Origin of the sequence: Pseudoalteromonas luteoviolacea (genome assembly GCF_001696455.1) — a bacterium.
GTDB classification, from domain to species: Bacteria; Pseudomonadota; Gammaproteobacteria; order Enterobacterales; family Alteromonadaceae; genus Pseudoalteromonas; species Pseudoalteromonas luteoviolacea_C.
In genome coordinates this window covers 270,995-295,368 of record NZ_MAUJ01000002.1, presented here as the reverse complement: position 1 = coordinate 295,368, position 24,374 = coordinate 270,995, and the positions used below count along the sequence as shown (strand labels likewise).

The 24,374-nt window shown below is 42.2% G+C and carries 21 protein-coding genes and 1 pseudogene; 13 read left to right on the top strand and 9 right to left on the bottom strand.

Annotation, left to right across the window (positions count from 1 at the left end; all coding sequences use genetic code 11):
- Positions 1 to 16 precede the first annotated feature (16 nt).
- From A7985_RS09880 to A7985_RS09870, 3 genes are all read left to right on the top strand, one after another.
- Positions 17 to 1,540 (top strand): M20/M25/M40 family metallo-hydrolase, encoded by a 1,524-nt coding sequence (locus tag A7985_RS09880; protein WP_065790295.1) that lies wholly within the window; start codon positions 17 to 19, stop codon positions 1,538 to 1,540.
- Positions 1,541 to 1,747: 207 nt separating this feature from the next.
- Positions 1,748 to 3,199 carry an SLC13 family permease gene (locus A7985_RS09875; protein WP_065790494.1) on the top strand — a complete coding sequence of 484 codons (1,452 nt, stop codon included), beginning with the start codon at positions 1,748 to 1,750 and terminating at the stop codon, positions 3,197 to 3,199.
- Positions 3,200 to 3,456: 257 nt separating this feature from the next.
- On the top strand, positions 3,457 to 4,848 hold the full coding sequence (locus A7985_RS09870) for an aldehyde dehydrogenase family protein (protein ID WP_065790294.1): 1,392 nt from the start codon (positions 3,457 to 3,459) through the stop codon (positions 4,846 to 4,848).
- 8 nt (positions 4,849 to 4,856) lie between these two features.
- Here A7985_RS09870 and A7985_RS09865 read toward each other — a convergent pair whose 3' ends face one another.
- Positions 4,857 to 5,585 carry a tetratricopeptide repeat protein gene (locus A7985_RS09865; RefSeq protein ID WP_065790293.1) on the bottom strand — a complete coding sequence of 243 codons (729 nt, stop codon included), beginning with the start codon at positions 5,583 to 5,585 and terminating at the stop codon, positions 4,857 to 4,859.
- Positions 5,586 to 5,911: 326 nt separating this feature from the next.
- Between A7985_RS09865 and A7985_RS09860 the strand changes: the two genes are divergently transcribed.
- Positions 5,912 to 6,724 (top strand): DUF6279 family lipoprotein, encoded by an 813-nt coding sequence (locus tag A7985_RS09860; RefSeq protein WP_065790292.1) that lies wholly within the window; start codon positions 5,912 to 5,914, stop codon positions 6,722 to 6,724.
- Between the two features lie 137 nt (positions 6,725 to 6,861).
- Positions 6,862 to 7,266, top strand: a complete 405-nt coding sequence (locus A7985_RS09855) for a VOC family protein (protein WP_065790291.1) — start codon at positions 6,862 to 6,864, stop codon at positions 7,264 to 7,266.
- Positions 7,267 to 7,341: 75 nt separating this feature from the next.
- Here A7985_RS09855 and A7985_RS09850 read toward each other — a convergent pair whose 3' ends face one another.
- Together A7985_RS09850 and A7985_RS09845 are read right to left on the bottom strand one after the other, a co-directional pair.
- Positions 7,342 to 7,977: a flavin reductase family protein gene (locus A7985_RS09850; RefSeq protein ID WP_065790290.1), complete on the bottom strand. Its 636-nt coding sequence runs from the start codon at positions 7,975 to 7,977 to the stop codon at positions 7,342 to 7,344.
- Between the two features lie 4 nt (positions 7,978 to 7,981).
- A complete protein-coding gene (locus A7985_RS09845; RefSeq protein ID WP_065790493.1) occupies positions 7,982 to 8,701 on the bottom strand; it encodes an SDR family NAD(P)-dependent oxidoreductase in 720 nt (239 codons plus the stop codon).
- 177 nt (positions 8,702 to 8,878) lie between these two features.
- Between A7985_RS09845 and ppc the strand changes: the two genes are divergently transcribed.
- The 3 genes from ppc to cdd all read left to right on the top strand — a co-directional run bounded on the left by ppc (position 8,879) and on the right by cdd (position 12,979).
- Positions 8,879 to 11,512 (top strand): phosphoenolpyruvate carboxylase, encoded by a 2,634-nt coding sequence (gene ppc, locus A7985_RS09840; protein WP_065790289.1) that lies wholly within the window; start codon positions 8,879 to 8,881, stop codon positions 11,510 to 11,512.
- A 191-nt stretch (positions 11,513 to 11,703) separates the two neighbouring features.
- Positions 11,704 to 12,072, top strand: a complete 369-nt coding sequence (locus tag A7985_RS09835; RefSeq protein WP_063378654.1) for a hypothetical protein — start codon at positions 11,704 to 11,706, stop codon at positions 12,070 to 12,072.
- Between the two features lie 43 nt (positions 12,073 to 12,115).
- Positions 12,116 to 12,979 carry a cytidine deaminase gene (cdd, locus tag A7985_RS09830; protein ID WP_065790288.1) on the top strand — a complete coding sequence of 288 codons (864 nt, stop codon included), beginning with the start codon at positions 12,116 to 12,118 and terminating at the stop codon, positions 12,977 to 12,979.
- 8 nt (positions 12,980 to 12,987) lie between these two features.
- Here cdd and udp read toward each other — a convergent pair whose 3' ends face one another.
- Entirely contained in the window at positions 12,988 to 13,752 is a 765-nt protein-coding gene (gene udp / locus A7985_RS09825; RefSeq protein ID WP_065790287.1) for a uridine phosphorylase, read from the bottom strand.
- Positions 13,753 to 14,008: 256 nt separating this feature from the next.
- Between udp and A7985_RS09820 the strand changes: the two genes are divergently transcribed.
- From A7985_RS09820 to A7985_RS09810, 3 genes are all read left to right on the top strand, one after another.
- Entirely contained in the window at positions 14,009 to 14,788 is a 780-nt protein-coding gene (locus A7985_RS09820) for a DUF2189 domain-containing protein (RefSeq protein ID WP_065790286.1), read from the top strand.
- A 283-nt stretch (positions 14,789 to 15,071) separates the two neighbouring features.
- A complete protein-coding gene (locus A7985_RS09815; protein ID WP_065790285.1) occupies positions 15,072 to 16,184 on the top strand; it encodes an arginase family protein in 1,113 nt (370 codons plus the stop codon).
- 169 nt (positions 16,185 to 16,353) lie between these two features.
- On the top strand, positions 16,354 to 17,055 hold the full coding sequence (locus A7985_RS09810; RefSeq protein WP_256096697.1) for a substrate-binding periplasmic protein: 702 nt from the start codon (positions 16,354 to 16,356) through the stop codon (positions 17,053 to 17,055).
- 36 nt (positions 17,056 to 17,091) lie between these two features.
- Here A7985_RS09810 and A7985_RS09805 read toward each other — a convergent pair whose 3' ends face one another.
- The gene (locus tag A7985_RS09805; RefSeq protein ID WP_065790284.1) at positions 17,092 to 17,340 is read right to left on the bottom strand and encodes a VF530 family DNA-binding protein; all 249 of its coding nucleotides are present in this window, start codon (positions 17,338 to 17,340) and stop codon (positions 17,092 to 17,094) included.
- Positions 17,341 to 17,365: 25 nt separating this feature from the next.
- The gene (locus tag A7985_RS09800; protein ID WP_065790283.1) at positions 17,366 to 17,650 is read right to left on the bottom strand and encodes a DUF1496 domain-containing protein; all 285 of its coding nucleotides are present in this window, start codon (positions 17,648 to 17,650) and stop codon (positions 17,366 to 17,368) included.
- A gap of 191 nt (positions 17,651 to 17,841) precedes the next feature.
- Between A7985_RS09800 and A7985_RS09795 the strand changes: the two genes are divergently transcribed.
- On the top strand, positions 17,842 to 18,072 hold the full coding sequence (locus A7985_RS09795) for a TIGR02647 family protein (RefSeq protein ID WP_065790282.1): 231 nt from the start codon (positions 17,842 to 17,844) through the stop codon (positions 18,070 to 18,072).
- Between the two features lie 15 nt (positions 18,073 to 18,087).
- Here A7985_RS09795 and maiA read toward each other — a convergent pair whose 3' ends face one another.
- Together maiA and hmgA are read right to left on the bottom strand one after the other, a co-directional pair.
- The gene (gene maiA / locus A7985_RS09790) at positions 18,088 to 18,714 is read right to left on the bottom strand and encodes a maleylacetoacetate isomerase (protein ID WP_065790281.1); all 627 of its coding nucleotides are present in this window, start codon (positions 18,712 to 18,714) and stop codon (positions 18,088 to 18,090) included.
- A gap of 79 nt (positions 18,715 to 18,793) precedes the next feature.
- Positions 18,794 to 20,087: pseudogene (gene hmgA / locus A7985_RS09785) on the bottom strand (homogentisate 1,2-dioxygenase).
- A gap of 119 nt (positions 20,088 to 20,206) precedes the next feature.
- On the opposite strand from hmgA, the gene A7985_RS09780 reads away from it, so the two are divergent.
- On the top strand, positions 20,207 to 20,662 hold the full coding sequence (locus A7985_RS09780; RefSeq protein ID WP_065790280.1) for a MarR family winged helix-turn-helix transcriptional regulator: 456 nt from the start codon (positions 20,207 to 20,209) through the stop codon (positions 20,660 to 20,662).
- A gap of 434 nt (positions 20,663 to 21,096) precedes the next feature.
- On the opposite strand, the gene A7985_RS09775 is transcribed toward A7985_RS09780, so the two are convergent.
- On the bottom strand, positions 21,097 to 24,318 hold the full coding sequence (locus A7985_RS09775) for a TonB-dependent receptor (protein WP_065790491.1): 3,222 nt from the start codon (positions 24,316 to 24,318) through the stop codon (positions 21,097 to 21,099).
- Positions 24,319 to 24,374 lie beyond the last annotated feature (56 nt).

Here is a 24,374-nt window from a genome sequence, read left to right as displayed (position 1 = left end):
GTATAAAGGAACAATTATGTGTACCAAAGCCTTATTAACCATGGCAGCGTGCATTGCCTTGCCTGCTATAGCAAACACACACACCGCACCCAAATGGATTACAATAGAGTCTCAAGCAAGTCATCACTATCAACTCGAAAATGCAGTAAAAGGCACAGCCTACCATAGTGCGATATCAAATTCTCCAGACGTAGATGTTCTGTTGGTTGATGAAAAAGAGCATTTCCAACTCAGTCATTTTATGCATGACCATTACCATCGATGCGGTGGTTTTGTTGCTCATGAAAGCGAGCTTGAGGCGCAGCAATATTTGTCGCAACTTGCTCAAGCACACCTAGTACAGCCGAGCCAAACTTATAGCATTGATAATGGACAAACTGTTCAAGATCTTATTTCACGCGTGTCGACAACAGGGCTTGATAGTACAGTTAATTCTTTGATGGCATTTTACAATCGCTATTATACGCAACAATCAGGTGTTGATGCGTCCAACTGGGTCAAACAACACTGGGCAGATATCGCAAAGAATAGAGCGGATATAACGGTAGAGCAGTATGGTCACGATTGGGCTCAGCCTTCAGTGATTGCTACGATACCGGGGAGTGAAAAAGCGGATGAAATCGTGATTATTGGCGGTCACCTGGATTCAATCAATAGTGCCAATTCAAGCAATGGTCGGGCACCAGGTGCAGATGATAATGCTTCAGGAATCGCGGTACTGAGTGAAGTATTAAAGGCAATATCTGACTCAGGATTTAAGCCAAAGAGAACCATACAAATAATGGGGTATGCTGCTGAAGAGGTCGGCTTGCGAGGCTCTAAAGCCATTGCTGCTGATTACAAAGCACAGGGGAAAAATGTAGTTGGTATGGCGCAGTTCGATATGTCAGGCAATAAAGGAGGAAGCTATGACATTGTATTTATCACAGACTACACCAACAGTGCTCAAAATACATTTATGAGTCAATTGCTCGATGCGTATTTACCAAATCTGAATTATGGGTTTGATCGTTGTGGCTATGGATGCTCTGATCATGCTTCATGGTATCAGCAGGGTTTTGCAGCCTCTTTTCCATTTGAATCAAGGATGAGGGAAGCGAATCGCAGTATTCATACCTCTAATGACACCGGATTTGATGCCAGTCACTCTATTAATTTCGCTAAGTTAGCAGCTGCATATGTCGCCGAGCTTGCCAAAACTGCGGGAAGTACGCCTCCGCCTCCACCAACTGATCCTACACCCATTCATGAAGTCATTAGTGGAATTAACGTTGGGTCAGGTCAATGGAAACGTTATAGTTTGGCACTTAGCGCAGGTTATCAAGAACTAAAGGTTTCTATCTCTGGTGGCACTGGAGATGCCGATCTATATGTCAATTTTGGCTCGGCGTCTTCGACATCGAGTTATCGGTGCAGACCTTATTTGTATGGAAATAGTGAAAGCTGTACTTTCTCTGCGCCTGAGGCTGGTACTTGGTACTTGGATATCAGAGGCTATTCAACGTCTTCTGGTGTGTCTTTGACTTACAGTGCAAAGTAGCACGATACGCATAATAGCTGGTGAGTTTCTTTAGCACTTTGATGTAAAAGAGAAATTCAACCAGCTATTTACAGCTAAATGTGAACAAAGACACTGTTTAAATAGCGATGACTTTCGCGGTTTAGAGTCTGGTCTGCCTTGTGGTCACGCTTGATGTCATTCATACTGCCTCCTTATTTACAACGCATAATTATAAAAAACACAAAAATGACAGAAACAATGAATAAAGGCAGTGCGCATTTAAATAAATTATGGCTGTTTTTGGGCCCCTTTCTTTTCTTACTGACATGTTTTACGAATAGCCCTGAAGGTTTATCAGAGCAAGGTTGGAGAACCGCAGGTTTGGCAATGTGGCTTGCCGTTTGGTGGGTAAGTGAAGCAGTCCCAATTCCGGTAACGTCTTTAGTTCCTCTATTGGCGGTGCCGCTTGCAGGTATCAACGATATTAAAAGTACATCTTCTGCTTATTCTCATCCATTGATCTTTCTGTTTCTGGGTGGGTTTCTCATTTCAATCGCAATGGAAAAGTCGCAATTGCACAAGCGGATCGCACTAAAAACTATGCTTAAGAGCGGTACCAATCCTAAGTATCAAATCCTTGCGATGATGCTAGTAAGTGGATTTTTATCAATGTGGATAAATAACACCGCTACGACCTTGATGTTATTACCGATCGCACTTTCGGTGATCCATGTACTACAAAGTAATGGCAATGGCTGTGATAATTATGCCAAGGCGTTACTATTAGCAATTGCTTACAGTGCGAGTTTAGGTGGCGTTGGGACTATAATTGGTACTGCGCCCAATGCCTTGATGGTTGCATATCTATGGGACAACTATCAGATTAAAATTGGATTCGCACAATGGATGATTGTTGCTGTGCCCTTTACTTTTGGCATGATCTTGTTGTGTTGGGTGTGGTTGACAAAGTTTGCATTTAAATTGACTCCACAGGACGACAGCGCGGCATTAACCGATGTGTTTTCGTCACAACTTTCTGAGCTTGGGAAAATGTCATTGGCGCAAAAGAATGTGTTGTTTGTATTTTTGTTCGCTGTATTTGGTTGGCTCTTAAGGCCCTATTTGCAAACATGGACGGGGTTAGACATAACAGATACAGGGATTGCGATTGCAGCCTCTATATTGTTGTTTGTTCTGCCAGCTAATAAAGAAGGACAAAAGGTCATGGATTGGGCTGCTGCCAAAGATGTCCCGTGGGGGATATTATTGCTATTCGGTGGTGGGCTAACTCTCGCAAGCCAAATAAAAGGCTCTGGGCTCGCGGCATATATCGCAAATCTACTGGCTGGTGCGAGTGCTATCCCCATTGTTCTTGGTGTTATTGCTGTAGCCGCTTTAATTACTTTTTTAACAGAGTTAACTAGTAATACTGCAACCGCAGCTGGGTTCTTACCTCTGCTTGGTCCTGTAGCAGAGCAAGTAACAGGCACTCCTCTCATTTGGATCATTCCTGCCGCCATGGCTGCAAGTTGTGCGTTTATGATGCCTGTTGCCACGCCACCAAACGCGATAGTTTTTGGCTCAGGTGAAATTCGGATCAGGGATATGGTAAAGGCAGGGTTTGTATTGAACTTAATCGCGATTACCATGATCAGCCTGTTGACATTAACTGTCGCCAAATGGGTATTTGTTTTCTGATCTTTTCAGTTATTGGAGCTGCAAAAGGGTAGCTCCAAGTTTCTGCCTTTCATAGCGATATATTTCTCACCACCCCTACTTTTTACAGACTATTTACAAACTAGTGGCTCATAAATTTCTTTGGTACTATCTTTCATAGCATGCCGATAAAGTGCTGATATTAACCGATGCACTTTTGCTGGCGTATTTAAAGGCACAATAGTGAATTAAGGCAACCATCAACTCAGCTGGACAACTAGAAAATAGAGGAAGCGCCTGTGAAATCTGAACGAGACTCAGAACTAGAGCAACAGTTATTTAGTTTGAAAACTTCTTTTCTAGCAGAGCCATACACGTCAAGTGCATTGCGAATTGAAAAGCTAAAAGTGTTGAAATCCGCAATTGTTAATTATAAGTCTGAGCTCGTAGGCGCAGCTCGGAAGGACTTTAGTCAAAGAGCAGAGTTAGATACTGTTATGGCAGATATGATTCCAACTGTGAATCATATTGAATATATTTGTCGCAACCTTAAACAATGGATGAAGCCAGATAAGCGTAATCCAGGTTTAGAGTTTGTGCCTTCGCGAGCATATGTAGAATATGTTCCAAAAGGTGTTGTTGGCATTATCGCGCCTTGGAATTATCCCATACAACTTGCACTTGTCCCTTTGGCGACGGCAATAGGGGCAGGCAATAAAGTTATGTTAAAGCTCAGCGAGCATACGCCCAATGTAAATAAGGTCATCAAGTCTATTTTGTCTTCCTTATCAAATGAATGCATAGTCATAGAAGGTGACGGGAACACGGCGGGTGAATTCAGTGAACTGCCTTTTGATCATTTGTTTTTTACTGGCTCGACCCAAATAGGTAAAAAAGTGTATCAAGCAGGCGCCAGTAATTTGGTCCCTGTCACGTTAGAATTAGGCGGAAAGTCTCCCGTCATTGTTTTGAGTGATGCCAATATCGAGAAAGCAATTTTAGATTTAGCTTTCGCAAAGCGTATGAACGGTGGGCAAATATGTGTTGCACCGGATTATATTTTAGTGCATCAGGAAATCTATGACACTTTTGTCAGTAAACTCAAAGAAAAGTTCGAAAGTGTACCTAATAATAACGAGCGCACTGGACTGTTAAATGAGCGTCATAAGATCAGGCTGCTTGCAATGTTAGAACAGGCTAAATCCAAAGGGGTGTCTGTGTGGCACTCTAAGCCTATGGAAACTGTTGTTGCAGATGATTTTGGCGTACACCTCGTTTTTGAACCTCCCAGAGGCTTGCAAGTAATGCAAGAAGAAGTCTTTGGTCCTGTATTGAGTGTTTATAAAGTGCGGGATCTCGAGCACGCCCAAAGCATTATTAGAAGCACAGAAGTACCATTAGCATGTTATTTATATACAAGCGATAAGTGTGCGCAAAATGATGTTAAATATCGATTGGGGTGTGGGTCTTTGAGCATCAATGACATGCTGCTACACGTCGCAGTTGCAGATTTGCCATTTGGTGGTGTGGGTAGTTCAGGGATCGGTCAGTATCATTCCGTTGAGGGTTTTAAGACGTTTAGCCACAGTAAAGGCGTTTTTCACTCTAGCGACAAAGCATGGCGTAGTAGGTTGTTTGATAGATATAGCCACATCATTGGGAAAATACTGACATGGCTATACCTTAAGTGATTGCGTGGCTACTCCATAAATCCACTTCCAGCTATATATGTACCTGATTGGATCTTATGATAAATATCGTTCGCTATTTTTTGACCTCTTTCAATTTGAGATCTAGACATGCTTTGCTCGTCTAGTTGTCTACTTTCTGTTGCAGGCTGATATCCATTAAATTCTGCTAACGTATTCCAAATATAAGAGCGCTCGATATTTTTTTGAACACCCAAACCTTGGTAATAAAGCAAGGCCAAATTATACATTGCTAAAGTGTAATTGTTTGCCGCTGCTCTTTCATACCAAAACCGCGCTTGGAGGTAATCCTGGGTTACACCATCACCATTGGCATGCATAACACCTAAATTATATTGGGCGGCAGGTAAGTTTTTCTTGGCAGCCTGAGAAAACAAATCGACCGCTTTTTGTTTGTCTAGTTTAACGCCTCTGCCTTCTTCATACATAACCGCCAACGCAAACATAGCATCAGAGCTGCCCAGTTTTACTGCGCGTCTTAGCAATTCGGCTGCTTTTCTGGGATCTTTTGGTACACCATAGCCGCCGTCATACATTTTGGCGAGTTCGTACATACCGGGCGCATAACCCATATCAACAAGGTATCTAAATTCCTTCAGTGCGACATCGAACTTACCCATATTGGCAGCTGCAATGCCTTCTTCTAAGGTCGCAAAGGAAGGGGCTGAGCAGGTAATAAGCCCCGTTAACACAAAGGTTCGAGTTATTTTTTGCCACATGGCGTTTCTCCTTATAGCACAGGGGGGATAAATTTAGTTTAATGCACCTAGTGCAATTTACCAGTTTAGATTATAAGCTTTTGAAGGGAAATAAAAAAAGCCCTATTAGGGCTTTTTCGTTTCATATCAACCGTCACCGATATGAGCAATGTAATGTAGCAAGTAAATGAGTACGTGAAATAACTGGGTCGAGTAGCTATTCCACTATCATGAAACAAAAAGCGAAGTGCGTATAACCAGTCCTTTATGCTTCATTGAGAATGATTATCAATAACTTTATTCTTGATGTCAACTGAAAATGATAATTAATTGTATTTGAGATTTTGATGAGAAAATACCTGATTGTTTTTATCGCATTGCTCACTTTGAGCGGGTGCTTATACGAAACCATGTATAAAAATGCAGATCTGATAGCTTTGAACCGATTAGAAGATATTGTTGAGCTAACAGATGAGCAAGAGCAGTACTTTTTAATGTCATTCAATGCTTTTCAGTTAACCCATCAAAAAGAGTACATGCCAGAATATTTAAAGTGGTTAGCAGTGTTAAAAAGCAAATGGCAAGTGCTTAATGAGTCGCAGCTCACAAAGCTTTCTGACGAAATTCAATCACACTGGTCTGAGATTACACAGCGTATACATGAGCCAACAATGGAAGTATTACTCGCGCTCGATGTTCAACAAAAACAACAATTAATCAATACGCTCAAGGAACGGGCCGAAAGCCGAGCAAAAAATAGCGATAGACGAGAACGCGCGATTGAGCGCTTTGAAGATACTCTAGGCCATCTTTCGTCAAAACAGCGCGGCATAATCGCCGAATATTTTGATGATACAGAGTACAATCGAGAGGTGTGGAGCTTACATACGCAGAGCAGGCTTAAGCGGCTTGAATCGCTCTTGAATTTGAACACGCCACTGACACCAGCTGAACGCCAATCATTGGCTCGCATTGTCTTTAACTCAATGGACGATGCGCCGATTCACTTGCAGCGTATTCGGTCGCAGTGGGTGCAAAAACAAATTAAACTACTTATCAATTTGAGAGAAACTCTCTCACCAGCTCAGAAGCGTAAGGTCGACAGTTTGATACATAAATGGATAGATATCGTTGATGAGTTAATAAAAGCTAAGCTGTGAAGCATAGTTCAGGTGTATAGACCACACTAATTTTTAGGGGGAGGATGCTTCAAAAGAGAAGCATCTTGATTGAGTAGTACTAGATTTGCTTAAGGGCGATGTTGGAACTGAGCTTTTATTATGCAAGGAAGTGAGAAATGACAGTATCTTTTCATGTTAACTTTGATGGACGGTGCGCTGAAGCATTTGCATTTTACGAGAAGTACTTGGATGGCATGATTGGCACGCTCTTAACGTATGGAGACTCACCACTAAAAGACAGCGTGCCTTTTGAATGGCAAGAAAAAATTATTCATGGTGTGATAGCGATTGATAATTTTGAGTTAGTTGGTTCCGACACAGTCCCAGAAGAATACGAGCAGCCTAGAGGTTTTTGTTTACTACTCGGGTTGCCTTCGAAAGCGCGAGTAGAGATATTGTTTGACGCTTTTAAAAAGGGAGGGCTGGTTATTTTACCGCCTCAAAACACCTTTTGGTCACCAAGCTATGCGATAGTTAATGACCGATTTGGCATTCCTTGGGAGCTTAATTGCGTACCTTAGAGTAGCTATGTACGGTTCAGTGTAGTAATAAGCGTTTTGTTCAAAGGGCCTGACAGGCCTTAGGCCCTTTGATAATTATTGATGCTTTATTGATACTTGCTTTTCAGGTTTAGCGTATTCTAAACGTGCGAGCTTTTGAGTCGTGTGATAACAATCTAGGCCTGATACGGCCACGGTGTCTAATTGCTCAATATTGATATATCCATCTTCATTCACTGCACCATTGGGCACTTCCACATGAACAATCTCGCCGATCACCAGAACTGTCTTATTAAGTTCAATCGTTTGATACTCTCGTAGCTTGAGGCCGATCTTGACCTGACTTTGTGCCACGAAGGGGGCGTCAAAATCATCGTGATAATGAGGTGTTAAGCCAGTTTCTGTGAATTCCGATTGAAGCTCATCATATCTTGCTGACGTTTGATGTGCTTCTTTCCATATCAACGAGTTAACATGGTTTATTGTGTAGGACTCTGTTTCAATAATGTTCTCTAATGTGTCTCTTCTAACGCTGTGTGGCCGAAAAATAACGCCCATCAAAGGTGGGTTCGCGCCCAAATGAAAAACGGAACTGACAATAGATAGGTTCTCATCACCTTGCAAGCTCCGAGTACCAATTAAATTTGCACTTTTATAGCCGGACAGCGAATTGACGAAATGAGCTCTGTAGCGCTCGTGAAACTGTGCTAAATCAGCATTTTTTAAAATCATGGTATCACCAACTTATGGGTTTTCCCTGCCAATCTATAAAGTCTACCTCGTGGTTGAACTCTCTATTTTGCTCGAACTTGTTCAACTGTTCGGCAACAAAGGCAGGTGTAAATAGTTTGCTCGAGGGAACATTACTTTGAAATGGTTTCGATAACTCTGAGTCTGTTGTGCCGGGGTGAAATAGCATCAATTTAGCGTTGCATTTACGCCTCGCCAGTTCTATGGATGCAGTTTTAAACAACATATTCAAGGCAGCTTTTGATGCACGATAACTGTACCAGCCTCCCAATTTGTTGTCGCTGATACTGCCGATCCGTGCACTTAAAGCCGTGAAGACACAGGGCGTCTCGGTTGACACTAGGTAGGGCATGAATGCTTGCAGCCAGCTAAATGGGATCGTGGTATTCACGTGTAAGAGCGTGGCGAAGTAATCGTTGTTAAAGGACTCTATTTTCTTCTCTGGCATGTTTTCATGGGTGTGTAATACCCCATTGCACACCGTTATCGACCTTACCTTGGGATAAATCCGACCAATCCTCTCTGCTATCGTGAGAATACTTTGAGCGGAATAGTCGCATTCGTACATAGTCATGTACGGATGTTTGATGTTTACGGGGGACCTACTAACGGCGATAACGTGCATGTTGTGCTTCAATTTTTCGTTTACAACTGCTTTGCCAATCGCTCCGCTGGCACCGATAACAACTGCTATATCTTGATTCATCGCTTTCAAACTAAATTGTTTATTAACACTACGATCAACTTCAGCTTTTGGATCAATATCTAATATAGAGTGGCTTGGCACCTTACAAGCACTATGATGGCTGTAATGAAATGGTCTTTTCATTTCCATTGGTTTGGCAGTATATTGGGTTGATTAATTAGTATTCAAGGAGTGTGTATGGATCAGCAATATACAAATTTACGCCGCAATGTGAGCTTACTTGGTGAGTGCCTGGGTGCAACTATCGAGCATGCACAAGGCGAAAAAGTGCTAGAAAAAGTAGAGCAAATAAGACACCTAGCTAAAGCGTCTAGAAGCGGAGATCACCAAGCTCGTCAAACATTAATTGAAATCTTGAAGTCTCTAAGTAATGAAGAGTTGCTCCCCGTTTGTAGAGCGTTTAATCACTTTCTAAATCTCGCGAATGTTGCAGATCAGTATCATACCGTCTCTAAATCTGGTGCGCCACAAGGCCCCTTTGTAACGATTGAAGAAACTTTAAAAACGCTTAAAGTCCGGGTTGAAAAAGGAGAGTGCTCACTAGAGGACGCAATGGGGGCGCTTGAGGCCTTACAAATAGAGTTGGTTTTAACTGCGCACCCTACAGAGGTAACCCGAAGAACGATTATCAGTAAACACGTTGAACTGAGTGATTGTTTAAAGCAGCTTGAGAATAATGAATCAGATAGTATCGAAAGAGAACGTATATTGTCACGTGTCGCGCAATTGATTTGCCAAGCGTGGCATACCAACGAAATTCGCGACAAACGACCTACACCATTAGAGGAGGCTAAATGGGGGTTTGCGGTTGTTGAAAACAGCTTGTGGCACGCCATTCCTCAGTTTGTTGACAACTTGGGTAAGCTCGTAAAGCAATATCTAAATATCGATCTCCCTCTTAACTATGCGCCAGTGAAACTCGCTTCTTGGATGGGGGGAGACAGAGACGGAAACCCAAATGTAACCGCAGAGGTGACACAGAGTGTACTTGATCATGGCCGATGGATGGCACTTGATTTGTATTTCCGTGACTTGGACAAATTAAGCGCTGAGTTATCCATGAGCGAAGCGAATGAGACACTGCTTTCGATGACTAATGGTAGTAGTGAGCCATACCGCCAGTTATTGAAGACACTTAAGGCGGATTTACGCGAAACAATTAATCATTTAGAAGATAAAATCAAAGGTGTCCCAAGCTCGAGCAGCGACAAGATCCGCTTCACTGATCAGCTTAAGGAGCCATTACTTGTTTGTTTTAACTCGCTCAATGAACAAGGTATGGAAGTTATAGCGAAAGGACTATTACAAGATGTATTGCGCCGTTTAGATTGTTTTGGTGTGCATTTATGTAAACTCGACATTAGGCAGGACTCAGCCCGCCATACAGAAGTATTGTCAGAGCTCACGAGATACTTAGGTATCGGTGATTATGCACAGTGGTCCGAAGCCGACAAGCAGGCATTTTTGTTGTCAGAGCTTAGCTCAAGACGACCCATTATTCCTAAGCAATGGCAGCCAAGTGATGCTGCTCAAGAGGTTATCAATACATTTGAAACAATCGCGGCACAGGACAGAGCTGCACTGGGTATATATGTTATATCAATGGCGAGAAATGCCTCAGACGTTTTGGCTGTGCAATTAATGCTAAAAGAAAGTGGGGTCAGATTTAACTTACCGGTAGCGCCATTGTTCGAAACCTTGGATGACTTAAATCGTGCTCCAGAGGTGATGAAAGCGCTTTTGAGCTCTAGTTGGTACAAGGGACATCTTGCACATCAGCAGTACATTATGATTGGTTACTCTGATTCGGCGAAAGATGCAGGTATGATGGCCGCTGGTTGGGCTCAGTATCGTGCCATGGAGTCTTTAATTTCTTTGGGTGAGCAGCATGGCATTAAAATGAAGCTCTTTCACGGCCGTGGTGGAACGATTGGTAGAGGTGGCGCTCCGGCACAACAAGCTCTTCGCTCACAACCGCCAGGGTCGCTGAAGCATGGCTTGCGCGTCACAGAACAAGGAGAGATGATCCGATTTAAGTTTGGGTTGCCTAATGTCGCTATCCAAAGTTTGTCTTTGTACGCCAGTGCTATTGTTGAAAATAATCTCTTCCCACCCCCAACACCAAAATCACAGTGGCGAGAGGCGATGGAACTGCTCAGTAAAGCATCCTGTGATCAATACCGCAAGTACGTGCGCAATACGCCTGACTTTGTGCCTTACTTTCGCAGTGCGACGCCTGAAATTGAGTTAGCTAAACTGCCACTTGGGTCAAGACCTGCAAAGCGTAACCCCCAAGGTGGTATTGAAAGTTTGAGAGCAATTCCATGGATCTTTGCATGGAGCCAAAACCGGTTAATGTTACCGGCTTGGCTAGGTGCAAATGAAGGCATTAAAGCTGTTTTGAATCTAGGCGGTGAAGCATTAATTGAAGAAATGAGCGACTTGTGGCCATTCTTTAGGACTCGCCTAGAAATGCTTGAGATGGTGTTTTGCAAAGCTGACCTTTGGCTAACAGAATATTACGATGAACGTTTAGTTCCAGATAATTTGCGTCCGATTGGTGAAAAGCTGCGTATCGAATTAAAAGAAACAATGGAAGGCGTTCAAAGATTAGCACCGAAAGGGAGTTTACTGTCGGCACAGCCTTGGGTAAAAGAGTCAATTAAATTAAGAAACCCATACACAGATCCGCTTAATTTATTGCAGGTCGAGTTACTCAAGCGCACAAGAGAGTCTGAGGATCAGAAATTGGACAGTGCTTTGATGATCACGATGATGGGCATAGCGGCTGGATTACGCAATACGGGGTAATCCTATTTTCCTAAAAGTTTTAAAAGTAAACTTTTAAATAACAACTGGAAATAAAAAACCAATCCATTAGGGTTGGTTTTTTATTTTTTTCTAGTTTTTAAATCGTAATTTATTGACAGGCAGCCTCTATAAATTAAAATTCACGGCCACAAAGCACTTTTATACGTTTAACTGAATATATCGAGCGAAAAATGTCATTGTTATCGACTAGCATTACTTACGACAAATCTACTTCATTAATTATGATGACACTGAGAGGCTGTGCCGGTGTGGAAGACGTATTAAATGCATATAAAGCAGTGAAGAAATACTCTGAGTCGCATGGCAGCAATAAAGTGCTGGTGGATGTCTCTGAGTTGGAGCATAAATTTGCTGCAATCGATATCGTAAATGTAATGCCTAAAGTAGCCCATTACGTTTCAAATATGCAAATCGCGCGTGTTGTTGGCTTTGAAGGATATATGCACGATTTGTTTTTACAGAAAGTAAAACGATTTGGTATCCACGCGGAAAATTTTGAATGTTTTAAATCGGCAAAGGAATGGTTGAGTAACGCTTAAAAGGTGCGTAAACTGGCATGCCATATTCTATAATAAAAAAGTTATGGCATTAATAGACGATAAAACTGAATTATTCATTATCGAGTCGTGCAAGCAGTCACATGGCGTGATCAAAGCAGACTTGGTCAATCAATTAACATCACAGCTGAATTGTGATGTAGAGTCCTTACAGCAAGCGTTGTTACCAATAGCTGCAAAGTTTGCGCAAGCCCCAATTTCCTCCTTTTACGTTGGTGCAGTCATTTTTGACAAAATCACTGGCAACATGTACTTCGGCGCCAACTTGGAATTTAAACACCAAGCACTGTCTTTGGTCGTTCATGCAGAGCAAGCCGCGATAAATAACGCATGGATTAATGGTGCTAAAGAGATCACCACTATTGCAATAAATGCCGCTCCGTGTGGGTTTTGTCGCCAATTTATGAATGAACTGAGCACTGCAGGCACATTAGAGATTTTGCTGCCGACTGGTAGGTACTCCCTTGAAGAACTTTTACCATGTGATTTTGGCCCTAAAGATTTGGGTAACCAAGAAGCTCTGATGGCGAAAAGTGCCGAGCAAGTTGAAATTTCTCTCCCTATTTCGGAGCAACTCAAAGAGCAAGTCAGGCTGGCATATGTGCCGTATAGCAAAAATATGAGTGCGGCCGAATTGGTGTTAACAGATGGCCGTGTGTTTTATGGTCGATATGCCGAAAATGCTGCATACAGCCCAAGTTTATCTCCAATGAGTAGCGTACTGAGTCAACTCGCTTTAGCTGGTGAGACGCTGGCGGATGCGAAAGTTGAACGTGTGACTTTAGTTGAAACGAAAGGCTGTGAGAATCAAAAAGCAGTTGCTGAGGCGGTTTTGACTAATTTAAATGGTGATTCATCCTTGCTACACCATGTATTTGAAACAAAGTAGGCCTGTGCCTACTTTGTTTGCGTAACGAGGATTTCAGCCGCTTTAATCACGACGGACACTGCGCGTTTTTCCACCATTTGATGGTCAACATCAGGGATTTCTTGCCTTGTTCTATTTACAAGTACGCCGGCAATACAGGCAGCGTTTAACCCTAAGGCTGCACACATCGTAAACAAGGTTGCGGATTCCATCTCGTAATTCATGACATTGAGCTTTTGCCATTCTTCGCACGAGCCTTGGAACGCCTTTGAAACATAACCCGAATAGGTATCGTAGCGCTCCTGTCCAGGGTAGAAGGTGTCACTAGAAGCCGTGATACCCGTATGGTACGGCACACCTTCATGCTCACACGCTTTTACCATCGCTTGCGTAGAATGGAAGTCTGAGACAGCTGGGTATGATAACGGAGCAAAGTGTTGACTTGCGCCATCTAACCTTACTGACGCAGTGCTTACCAAAATATCACCTTCATCGATATGAGGCTGAATAGCGCCTGTAGTTCCAATTCTTAAAAATGTCTTAATACCTAGTTGAGCAAGCTCTTCTACCGCGATAGAAGTTGAAGGACCACCGATGCCTGTAGAGCAAACAACAATTGGGTGACCTTTGATGTTTGCAAGGTATACGTGAAACTCTCTGGTTTGTGCCAAGCAGATGGGTTCTTCTAGTTGATGTGCGATTCGCTTAGAGCGTTCAGGGTCACCCGGAACAATTGCCAGCGTTGCGCCTTTAAGATCTGCTTGGGTTAACCCCAAATGAAATACCTTTTCCATAAAAAACCTTTTTATGTTCTAAAACGTAATGGTTAAAGTTACGGGCTTTTAAGTACAGGACACATGTCCGCTATCACTGACGTCATTAACTAAATAGCCCAATTTAGGCGTAACTATATCTGAGCATGAATAACATGGCCGTTTGAGTTGTTATAGAGATTATTTTCTAACAAATTTAACAGTCAATTATTGCAATGCTTGCATGTTAGGCAGTGCTCATCTAAACCTTAATATAGCAATGTAGAGAGGAAACATTATGCCAACATCTCAACCTATCGATAAGAACCAAGAGTTTGCTCGGTGTTTAGAGAGCAACCAAATTAGTGCGCTAGCTCCATTCCATTGGTTATCATTGGCTTGCAAAGATATAATTAGAGCCCCAATGTTAAGCCTGATTTATGGTTTGGTATTTAGCATAATTCCTGCCTTTATAATGTGGTTAGTATTTCAGTCAGGTACTCATTTAGTGATATTACCCGCTTCAGTCGCTTTCGCCTTAATTGGGCCAGCATTCGCAGCTGGCCTCTATGATGTCGCTTGGGAGTTAGAAAAAGGCCATAAGCCTACGCTGATGCATAGTTTAAAGTCCATGTTTAGAAACCCTGCGGGGGAGTGGGGCTTTGCGATTTTACTGATGGTTATTATGATTGTTTGGATGAGATTAGCAGCGCTCATCCATGCATTATATCCCAATGTGCCCAATCCAACTTTTGAACAACTACAGGCTTTTTTGGCGTTAGGGTCTATTGTTGGAGGCGTATTGATGTTGTGCGTTTTTGCAATTTCAGCTTTTACACCTCAAATCATGATGGAGCGTAGGGTAGATATTATGACTGCGGTGGTATCGTCTGTGCACGCTGTCAAAACAAATGCACCTGCGATGTTCGTTTGGGGAGCAACGATTGTTACCTTGGTATTGATTGGGTTTTTAACTGGAGCTGCTGGTTTCATTGTGATTATGCCTTTATTGGCATATGCAAGCTGGCACGGATATATCGCTATTATCAAAACCAAAAAGCCCAGAGGTTACGAATAAGTAGACAGGTTCTATGAATAATAAACCGCTGCACACCGATCCCCATTTCGTGGCAGCGGTTGACTTATAAATCAGCCGTGTTATACCAGCCATATTCCAACTTTGATTTTCTCTAAGGTCATCTTGTAATATATTTAAGGTATTGTTTATATTTAGTTTTTCTATTCTAAGAAAAAGTGTTATGTGCCTTAATTTAAGTTCAAGTCAGCTGAATTCAATCGCGTCGTACGTTATTGAGATAGAGTTAATCTAGCATGATTATGCAATTTTTGAGGAGCACGCTATGAGCAACAGTAAATCACAATACCTTGAAAAACTAGAAAATTGTTTGTGCCCACCGGGCGATGGTGTATTCACTGTAAATACGGCAAAAGAAAGAAAAGAAGCACTTCGACAGAAGCTATACGGGCAAACAGAAGGGGTAGAAACCCTTTGGAAAGACTCGTTAAAAACATTAGAGCAAAGCGAATACAAAGCAGCGATTTTGGGCATTAGCTCGGATTGCGGTGGTGGTATTCTACGTGGTGCAAACTGGGGCCCTCTGTTTTTACGCAGTACGCTGATAGAGCAACAGCCACAGACTTCTGCTTTTGATTTGGGTGACGTACGTGTTATTCCTCATTTATTGCACGACAAGTATTTGAACGAAGGCACAATCTCAAACTGTCAAAAAGCACTTTATCAAGATGAGAATAGCGAGTACTTTGTCGCGCCATTATCCATCACCGAAGATGTATGTGATGGCTTTTACAAACACTACCCTGACAAGGGCGTGTTTGGTATTGGTGGTGATCATTCCATCAGTTACCCACTGACAAAAGCTTATTTGAAAGCGAAAAGAGAGCAAGGTAAGCGTACTGCGATTATTCATTTTGACGCGCACACTGACTTACTAGTTGAAAGGCTAGGTATTGATTTGTGTTTTGGCTCTTGGTGTACACATATTCTTGAGTTTTTACCTGCACCGCATCATCTCATTCAGTTTGGTATCCGCTCTAGCGGCAAATCAAAAGAGCACTGGGAAGGCACATTTGGTGTTAAGCAGCATTGGGCGCATGAAATCCGCTCTCAAGGTGCTGAGGCAATCGTTGCACAAGTTATCGAACAACTGAAATCAGACAATGTAGATGAACTATATGTCAGCTTCGATATTGACGCATTAGACGAGGAATTTGCCGCGGCAACTGGAACCCCAGAAACTGGCGGACTAACCCCTGATGAAGCGATGACTATCCTTAAGGCGTTAGCTGACGAATTCCCAATTACAGGGGCTGATATGATGGAAATTGCCCCATTCACAGATAGCTCTTTAGCTGGCCAATCTAGCTCAGAGACAACATTAAGAGAGGGCGCAAAATTGTCAGCGTTCTTGATTGATGCGATGAACAAAGCATAATGCTTAAACCGAAGGAGCATAGTCTCCTTCTCTTTCTTCCCTTGTAATTTCAATTAAGCCTTTTTAACAACCTTCTTTCCTACGTAGCAAATTTGACTGTCCTATTTCACACGCTAGTTATTTTTTCCTATAGTTTAGATTGATGTTGATATAGTAGAAGGATCCTAAGTTGTTTAAGTGTTTGCTTGTCGCTTTCTTGATGCTTTATGTTGGTGGTGCTAAAGCTCAATACCAGTTAAATGTGGTGACTGAAAACTTTCCTAATTTTCAATATATTAATGGGGAAGGAGAGTTAGTTGGTATTGCGGCGGATAAGGTAAGGGCTGTACTCAGTAAAGCGAAAATTGACTATCACATCAGTGTACAAACTTGGACGACGGCCTACAATACAGCCGCAAGAGACAATAATACCTGTATTTTTTCGATGGCAAAAAATGATCTGAGAGGGGAAAAGTTTGATTGGGTTTTTCCTATTAGTCAGTTTACTACGTCATTTTATGCTCTGAAATCTTCAAAAATTACGATAGAGGATGTCGAGGATGCCAAGCAATACAAAGTAGCGGTTATCAAAGACAACTACAGTCACCAATTTTTGATAAAAAATGGCTTTATCGAAGGTTACAACTTGGTCTTGATAAACTCATTTGAAAGAGTATTTGAGCTATTAGAAGCTCGCAGAGGTTTTGTTGATCTGGTCATTTTAAGCGATAACCAGTTTAAGTTTAAACAACAACATGAGCCAAAGAGCGCTCAACTAGAGCCCGTATTAACACTGAAAAACCTCAATACTCAGCTTTATTTTGCCTGCAACAAAAACTTAGCGCCACACATAGTGAAAAAGATAAAGCATGCATACAAACAAGCTGAGTAGTTGTGACAGGTGTCAAAGTGCTACCAAACTGCCGAATTACTTTTTAGGTGTGGTCGGCCAAGAAAAACCATGAAAAGTGTCTAAGTAAAGCTGCTCAACCTTTTCTCGTGCCCAAGGTGTTTTACGTAGGAACTTTAGGCTCGATTTGATTGATGGATCTGACTTAAAACAATTTATGCTGACCTGTTGGGCCATTTCTTGCCACCCCAGCTCTGCTTCCAAACGTTCTAAAATTTCTTGTAACTTCACGCCGTGGAGCGGGTTATTCGGTTGTTCATTACTCATAGTGTGTCTCATTTGTTACGACGCGCTAGTGTACTCGTATCTTGCCTCGTAAATCCAGCCTTTTTATCTCTCCTCGTTCATTCATTTGCAACCAAACCAAAGGGCTGTCAGGCTGGTTTGTGTATCTATGGCTGCAAATGTAAACTTGATCAAATTGCTTAATAAGTGCGCCTTCACTGTACTTTGAAGAATTGAACCAGCAAACGCGTTCAGGCGCATCAATAAAGACTCTGGCTGATTGCTCTTTTGCATTTATGGGGCTGATAAATAAAAAAAGTATTAAAAATGCTAAAAAATTGATCTTATACATGGCATTACTCATAGTCTGGGCTAATGTTTATTAAGTCAAAGTAGCTAAAACAACAATAATATTAAGTAGCATGTTTGCTTGTTTGAACTACTGTCAAAGGGATTTTCGACGGCAACCTCGTCGAACGAGTTATATCTAAATGTAAGCACAAGTCATGCCCGAATGGTAGCTTGATTGTAATAGGGGGAAGTATGGCATTTGACACTCAGTTAATGGCGGAACTAGAACTTTTAGCAAAATTTCCAAGGAGCAGTTTGCACCAAGGTCTTAAAATACATAGTAGTGCTGATCAGAGCATTTTAGCTGCAGCGGAGCGATTGTTTGAGAAAGGCGTTATTGATCGCCCGGATGGGGGATATCTAACTGACTTGGGCCACGATTTACTGGCCCACATTGATCAAGTACATGGCGCGCTTAAATAGCGCGCCATGAGCAGATTAAGCTGCATCTGGCTGGTTTTCAGGTGCAGCCTTAATAAATGCATCTAAAGTATTACAGTGCTCGTATACAGCGGCAATTTTTGGAAATTGTGCCATATCAACTTTGAAGCGTAATGCATTGAATACTTGTGGAACTAGGCAAAGATCCGCTAGGGTCGGCTGCTCCCCAAAACAAAACGGCCCATTTCCAAGCGTTGGCTCTAATTTCTTAAATCCTTCTATGATCCAATGTTGATACCAAGTTGTCTTCTGTTCATCCGTGACATTTAACTCATTCGCTAAATATTTCAAAACACGAAGGTTATCAATTGGGTGAATGTCACAAGCAATCGCATAGCTGAAGTTTCTCACTTGTGCTTTTTCCCACGGGTCACTAGGAAGCAATGGTATTTCTGGGTGTGTATCTTCTAGCCATTCTAATATTGCTAAAGACTGTGCCAGTGTACCTTGCTCAGTTTCCATTGCTGGCAACAAACCTTGAGGGTTCTTGTCCGTGTAAGGCTGCTGCTGTTGCTCAGACTTTAATAGGTTAACAGCTTCAAGCTCATGCTCTATGCCTTTAAGATTTAATGCGATACGTACTCTATAAGCCGCAGATGAACGGAAATAAGTATACAGTTTCATTGTTGATCCTTTTTCACGACGAAGGCCACATGAAGTGGCCAATTTAAAGCGTTCTAGTTGTAGTTTAATCTACAGTAGATTAAGCGCCTTTAAAGTATTTTTTAATGCCTTTCCAACAATCAGCATAATTTGGCTGACGCTCTTTACCTTCGAGCGCATATTTCGTCGGAGAAATGACGTAGCGGGACTCGAACATAAACGCTAGTGTGTTTTCGTAGCGCTGAGGCTCTAACTCTGCATTTGATGCTTTTTCAAATACGTCAGCTTCTGGACCATGAGGAGACATACAATTATGCAAACTCATACCACCAGGCACAAACCCATGTTCTTTTGCGTCATATACACCCTCTATCAAACCCATAAACTCACTCATGATATTACGGTGGTAATAAGGTGGGCGGAATGTGTTCTCTGCCACCATCCAACGTGGAGGGAAGATGACGAAGTCAACATTTGCGACGCCTTCTTGTCCAGATGGCGAGGTCAAGACTGTGAAAATTGAGGGATCGGGATGATCAAAGCTAACCGTATTCATGACATTAAATCGTGATAGTTCGTACTTATACGGCCCGCTGTTACCAGTCCAAGCAACTACATCCAGCGGAGAATGACCGATATCACAACGGAATAAGTTCCCGTTGAATTTTGCGACGAGCTCGAAATCGCCTTCTAAGTCTTCAAAAGCAGCGACTGGGTATTGGAAATCACGTTCGTTAGTGTAACCATTTGCACCTACAGGACCACGCTCTGGAAGAATATATGGATGACCATAGTTTTCACAGATATAGCCTCTTACAGTTTCACTGATTAATTCAACTCTGAATTTTAAACCTCGAGGTATCACAGCAATTTCACCAGGCTTGATATCAATTGCCACATTCAGTGTGTAAAACTAATTCGCCTTGTTGTGGTACAAATAATAATTCGCCGTCCGCATTATAAAAATAACGGCCTTCCATTGAAGCATTTGCCACATAAACATGGATACCGATACCTACTTGGCTGTTGGCACTGCCATTTGCCGCCATAGTGATTAAGCCATCAATGAAGTCGGTTTTTTCGCTAGGTACATCTACAGGGTTCCAACGTAACATCGATGGAGGAGTAGGGACCTCTGTAATAGGGCCAGTTCGAACTAGGCCGTTATCCATCGCTTCATATTCGCCTTGCAGGACCGACGGACGAATGCGGTAGAACCAGTTTCTGCGATTTTCAGCACGAGGGGCGGTAAATGCTGTTGTATTATATTGCTCAGCGTATAGGTCGTATTTAACTTTTTGCGGTGAAAATTGACCGACAGGTAACGCGCCAGGTAATGCTTCGGTTTCAAATTCGTTACCGAATCCTGTCATATATTCGAATTCTGTACTCATTTTACTTAGACTCCATTAATGTTTCCTGTAAGATACTCTCATGTGAGAGTAATTGCAAACATCCCGATAAAGATGTACTGTAAAAAAATAATTACGAAATGTGAGAGGCCCTTTCCACTGTGAGCAATAAATCAATATTAGACATAAGTCAGTTTTTACCTTATCAGTTAGTATCTTTATCGACTAAAGTCAGTGATGATTTTGCACAGGTTTATAGCGCCGAAGCTAGTCTTACACAGGCACAATGGCGCGTTCTGTCCCACCTGTTCAATTTGGAAATCGCAACCGCTAAACAAGTCTGTGAATTGGCTAACATGGATAAATCTACGGTTTCTCGTGCGATTAAACAGTTAGAAGAAAAGCAGTTATTACGTCTAACAAAGCATCCGGCGGACAAACGCGCCTCGGTATTACAAGCAACTGAAGAGGGCTTAAAACTCTACAAACAGCTAACGCCAAAAGCAAAAGAGTGGGAAAGTGCGCTTTTATCTAACTTTACAGACAATGAGAAAGCTGTGTTTAGAGAGCTGATCGCTAAATTGTCTAGATCAGTAGAAGAGAAAGGGGAAATATAACAAGCAAGAAAGCGGGCTCTAAATCAATGCCTGCTTAGAAAATGCTGCTTCGAGCTTGCTGTACTTACCGAATACTCCTGAGAAGGTGGGTCGTAATATCAAACTGAGCGCAATGCGTGGTCGCCGCTTTTATAATATCCCGTACATTTCAATTTGGTAACTCGCAACAGGGAAATTAGATACTCGCGCAATAGTCCTGTCGGGTTCTGCCCATCTGAGTCTGAGGTTTGATACACGTCCTATACTTTTTAAAGACAAGGCTTTATCCAACGGTGTTTTACTAAGTATCACGCCATTCAATGTGTTTAAGGCAGATTGTGTTGAACTCGAAAAATTGAATATTTATAGCTGGACCAGATTTAATAAGTGCAAGAAATAAAAAAGGCCAGTTTAAAACTGGCCTTTGGAATCTAATTACATGTTTAAGTTAGATATTAGAATGTGTAACGAACACCGATTTTAGCACGCCAAGCTGACTTGTTATCTTCGATTTCGCTGTAGTTACGTACGTCTGCACCGCGGAACTTATTCTCGATGATAATGCGACCGTCATCGTCGTATCCACCGAAGTCATAGATGCTTTGCGTTGTGAAGCGTAAACGACGTTCAACGCCCCAATCGCTGTTAAGCATGTTAGCAAAGTTCTCGATCATCACGTAAACTTGCGCTTTGTGATCGTCGTAGAAGCCAGGGATATCTTGCTTAAAGCTAATATCCATTGTCGTAACCCATGGCTGCTTGTAAGTGTTACGGTCTAGGATTTGACCACGCTCTGAAATACCAGCACGGTTAAGTAGCTTCTCTAAATCAGCCCATCCAAAACCGTCTTTGTACGTCACGTTGTCATCGTTTGGACCTGATGGGATATATGCCAAGTATGCGCTGTTTGAGTAAAAGTCGCGTGTATCACCATAGTCACCATCTCTAAAGAAGCCCATGACGTAGCTGTATGGACGACCAGAACGACGCTCAAAGAACACGTTGAACTGAGAATCATAGCCATCAAAGAACTGAGTCTTGTAGCTTAGGTTTAATTTGAAGCTGTGCTCAATTTCATAGTGACCAGTAGAAATGTGGTCTACGTTACGACTCTTTGTAACTGCATGCTTGTAGTTACTTTGTGCACGTGAAGAAGAACCCGGCGAGATGTCTTCTACGTCTTGGTGTGTGTAAGTCGCAGACACGTATAGACCGTTATCCCACTCTTTAGCTAGTGACGTCGTGAAGATGATAGAACGAGCATCTTCTGACGCGTTGGTCATCATAATGTCAAAGTTCTCTGCTAGATCACCTTCGTAACGAGAAGTGTAAATCTTGCGGCCATCTTTTGTTGCAGCTAGTTCACCAGCCGGCGGATCGATCAATGCAGTGTTGTACCATACCGCTTCATTTTGCTTTTTATGGTATGAAAGTTCAGCAGACCATTTGAAGCCATCACCTAAAAGCTCTGAATCAAACTCGTAGTCGAAACCGATTTGAGCACGGATGCTCGAAGGTAGCTCGAAATTAGGATCAGTGTAGTTTGTGCTACCAGCACCACTTACCATTTTGTCTTGTACTGACTTAGGTACGCTGCCAAATCCATCTGCCGTGATATTACCACTGTTGCCAGCAGCAATTGCATTATTTGTTTCAACATATGCGTCAAGTGCACTTTGTGGCGCAGACGCGTATGTTACACCGTCATTTTGGTATGGGTTGTTGTACCATACGTTAGGAATACCACCTTGGAATCGACCAATACCACCACTGATTGTAAGCGCTTCAGTCGCGTAATACTTAAAGCCAATACGAGGTAGGATGATGTCTAAGCCGTCTAGGTTTTCTTGGTTTGTAAAACCATAAGTGTTAAGGAACGCTTGGTTAAGTACAGGCTTGTCACTTGAAGATAAACGCTCATAACGTAGGCCGACGTTTAATTCTAAGTCATCAGTAGGGTAGAACTTATCTTCTACGTAGATTGCGAATTGCTTACGCGTCGCGTCATAAGCCAAGTCGTTTACGTCATTGGTATGTGCGTTACGGTAAGAGAACTCTTTAACTTTACCGGCTTCGAAATCTTCTAAGCTCTCAAATTCCCAAAAGCCACGAGTATTCGCACCAAATAGGTTATAAAGGCGCAGGCTCTCTAAGTGTGTACCGAAGTTAATTTCGTGGTCACCGTAGAAGTATGTACCGTCGAAAGTAAACGCAATTGTCTCTGTTTCAGATTGGTTTTCATGACGGAACTCATCACGACCGAAATGGAAGCCCGGACCTCGACCATCAGCAATACTTACCTCTACAGTACCAAGGTCAGAGTTGTTGGCACTCTCACTGTTAACATCTTTATATGCTAAGCCAATTTCTGTTGAAAGGTTGTCTGTCCAGTCTGAGTATATTTTAGTTGCGAAGTTATTGAACGACTTCTCTTCTGTGTAGCGACCTGATGCCAGTTTTACCGTATTACCACCTTCTGCAACATTGCGGTCTTCCGTGTCATCTTGCCATTGGTAAGTAAAATCTGCACGGTGTGCATCACTGATATTCCAGCTTAATTTAACAAGTAATGAATCATTAGTACTTACTGGGTCACCGCCAAGTTCATCAGTAAGGCCATAAGTGTTGTTCAAAATGTTAGTGAAACGATCGTAGTCAGCTTGGCTTACATCATGTTCGTGAGTTGTGCCTGAATCGTCCCAGCCATAACTCATTTCACGTGTTTTTTCCCATGAGTTATAGTTTACGAAATAGAACAATTGATCTTTTAAAATTGCACCACCGGTACTAAAGCCAAAACGGTTTTCTTCAACAATCGAATCAGATTCAACCGTTTCATATTGACGGTGTTGATCGCTATCTAATCCATCGATTTCATTGATTGACTGCAAATCACCCGATAGGCTTGGATTTGAAACCTCGTAGAAACCAGTAAACGTATACTCGTTTGAACCAGATTTCGTTACAGCGTTGATAGTACCGCCACCGAAGTTGCCCTTTTTAGCAGAGAAAGGAGCAGCATCTACTGATACCTGTTCAACCGCATCAAGTGCTACTGGTGGTTGTTGAGTTGCGTAACCGCCAAATTGTAAACCGAAGTCATCATTTTGACCAATGCCATCAACGGTGAAGCTGTTTGTTCTTGGGTTATTACCCGCGATTGTTAGTTCGCCATTGCCGTTAATTGAAGCTAACGGGTTTAAACGTGCAACGTCTTTAAGGTCGTTATTGAAGCTTGGCATATTTTTAAGTGTTTCTTCACCGAAAACACTTGATGAGCCACCAGCTTGCTGAACAATTTTGTAGCCAGAAACTTGGATAGTTTCAATTTTTTTAGGCTCTAACTGAGAAATTACACGGCGAGTTTGGCCTAGGTCTAGAAAGATATTGTCTAGTTCTGTGTCGCTGTAAGCGTCAGAATCTAAGATGACCTTGTATGGACCACCAACACGTAGACCTTTAGCGATGAATGCACCAGAGTCATTTGTTACGAAGTGGCTCACTGTACCAGTAGGTTCGTGAATTACAGTTACTTTAACGTTTGCGGCTGCGCTACCTTCAGGTGTTGTTATCTTGCCTCGCATCGCAGATGATGTGTCTGAAGCAAAAGCTGAAGCAGATACGCCTAGGGCTAAGACTAAAGCACCAGCTACCTTAGTTAAGCGAACGTTTTTCATTATGTTGTTTCCCGTGTTATTAGGTTTATCAGTTAGTTTAAATATCATTTTTCAAA

Excerpts from the sequence above, each read along its gene's own strand:
- A7985_RS09860 (WP_065790292.1), top strand. The coding sequence starts at position 5,912 with ATGAGAAAATACCTGATTGTTTTTATCGCATTGCTCACTTTGAGCGGG.
- cdd (WP_065790288.1), top strand. The coding sequence starts at position 12,116 with ATGGCATTAATAGACGATAAAACTGAATTATTCATTATCGAGTCGTGC.
- A7985_RS09815 (WP_065790285.1), top strand. The coding sequence starts at position 15,072 with ATGAGCAACAGTAAATCACAATACCTTGAAAAACTAGAAAATTGTTTG.
- A7985_RS09880 (WP_065790295.1), top strand. The coding sequence starts at position 17 with ATGTGTACCAAAGCCTTATTAACCATGGCAGCGTGCATTGCCTTGCCT.
- A7985_RS09820 (WP_065790286.1), top strand. The coding sequence starts at position 14,009 with ATGCCAACATCTCAACCTATCGATAAGAACCAAGAGTTTGCTCGGTGT.
- A7985_RS09775 (WP_065790491.1), bottom strand. The coding sequence starts at position 24,318 with ATGAAAAACGTTCGCTTAACTAAGGTAGCTGGTGCTTTAGTCTTAGCC.
- A7985_RS09875 (WP_065790494.1), top strand. The coding sequence starts at position 1,748 with ATGACAGAAACAATGAATAAAGGCAGTGCGCATTTAAATAAATTATGG.
- A7985_RS09835 (WP_063378654.1), top strand. The coding sequence starts at position 11,704 with ATGTCATTGTTATCGACTAGCATTACTTACGACAAATCTACTTCATTA.
- A7985_RS09865 (WP_065790293.1), bottom strand. The coding sequence starts at position 5,585 with ATGTGGCAAAAAATAACTCGAACCTTTGTGTTAACGGGGCTTATTACC.
- A7985_RS09805 (WP_065790284.1), bottom strand. The coding sequence starts at position 17,340 with ATGAGTAATGAACAACCGAATAACCCGCTCCACGGCGTGAAGTTACAA.
- A7985_RS09800 (WP_065790283.1), bottom strand. The coding sequence starts at position 17,650 with ATGTATAAGATCAATTTTTTAGCATTTTTAATACTTTTTTTATTTATC.
- A7985_RS09845 (WP_065790493.1), bottom strand. The coding sequence starts at position 8,701 with ATGAATCAAGATATAGCAGTTGTTATCGGTGCCAGCGGAGCGATTGGC.
- ppc (WP_065790289.1), top strand. The coding sequence starts at position 8,879 with ATGGATCAGCAATATACAAATTTACGCCGCAATGTGAGCTTACTTGGT.
- A7985_RS09795 (WP_065790282.1), top strand. The coding sequence starts at position 17,842 with ATGGCATTTGACACTCAGTTAATGGCGGAACTAGAACTTTTAGCAAAA.
- udp (WP_065790287.1), bottom strand. The coding sequence starts at position 13,752 with ATGGAAAAGGTATTTCATTTGGGGTTAACCCAAGCAGATCTTAAAGGC.
- A7985_RS09850 (WP_065790290.1), bottom strand. The coding sequence starts at position 7,977 with ATGATTTTAAAAAATGCTGATTTAGCACAGTTTCACGAGCGCTACAGA.
- A7985_RS09855 (WP_065790291.1), top strand. The coding sequence starts at position 6,862 with ATGACAGTATCTTTTCATGTTAACTTTGATGGACGGTGCGCTGAAGCA.
- maiA (WP_065790281.1), bottom strand. The coding sequence starts at position 18,714 with ATGAAACTGTATACTTATTTCCGTTCATCTGCGGCTTATAGAGTACGT.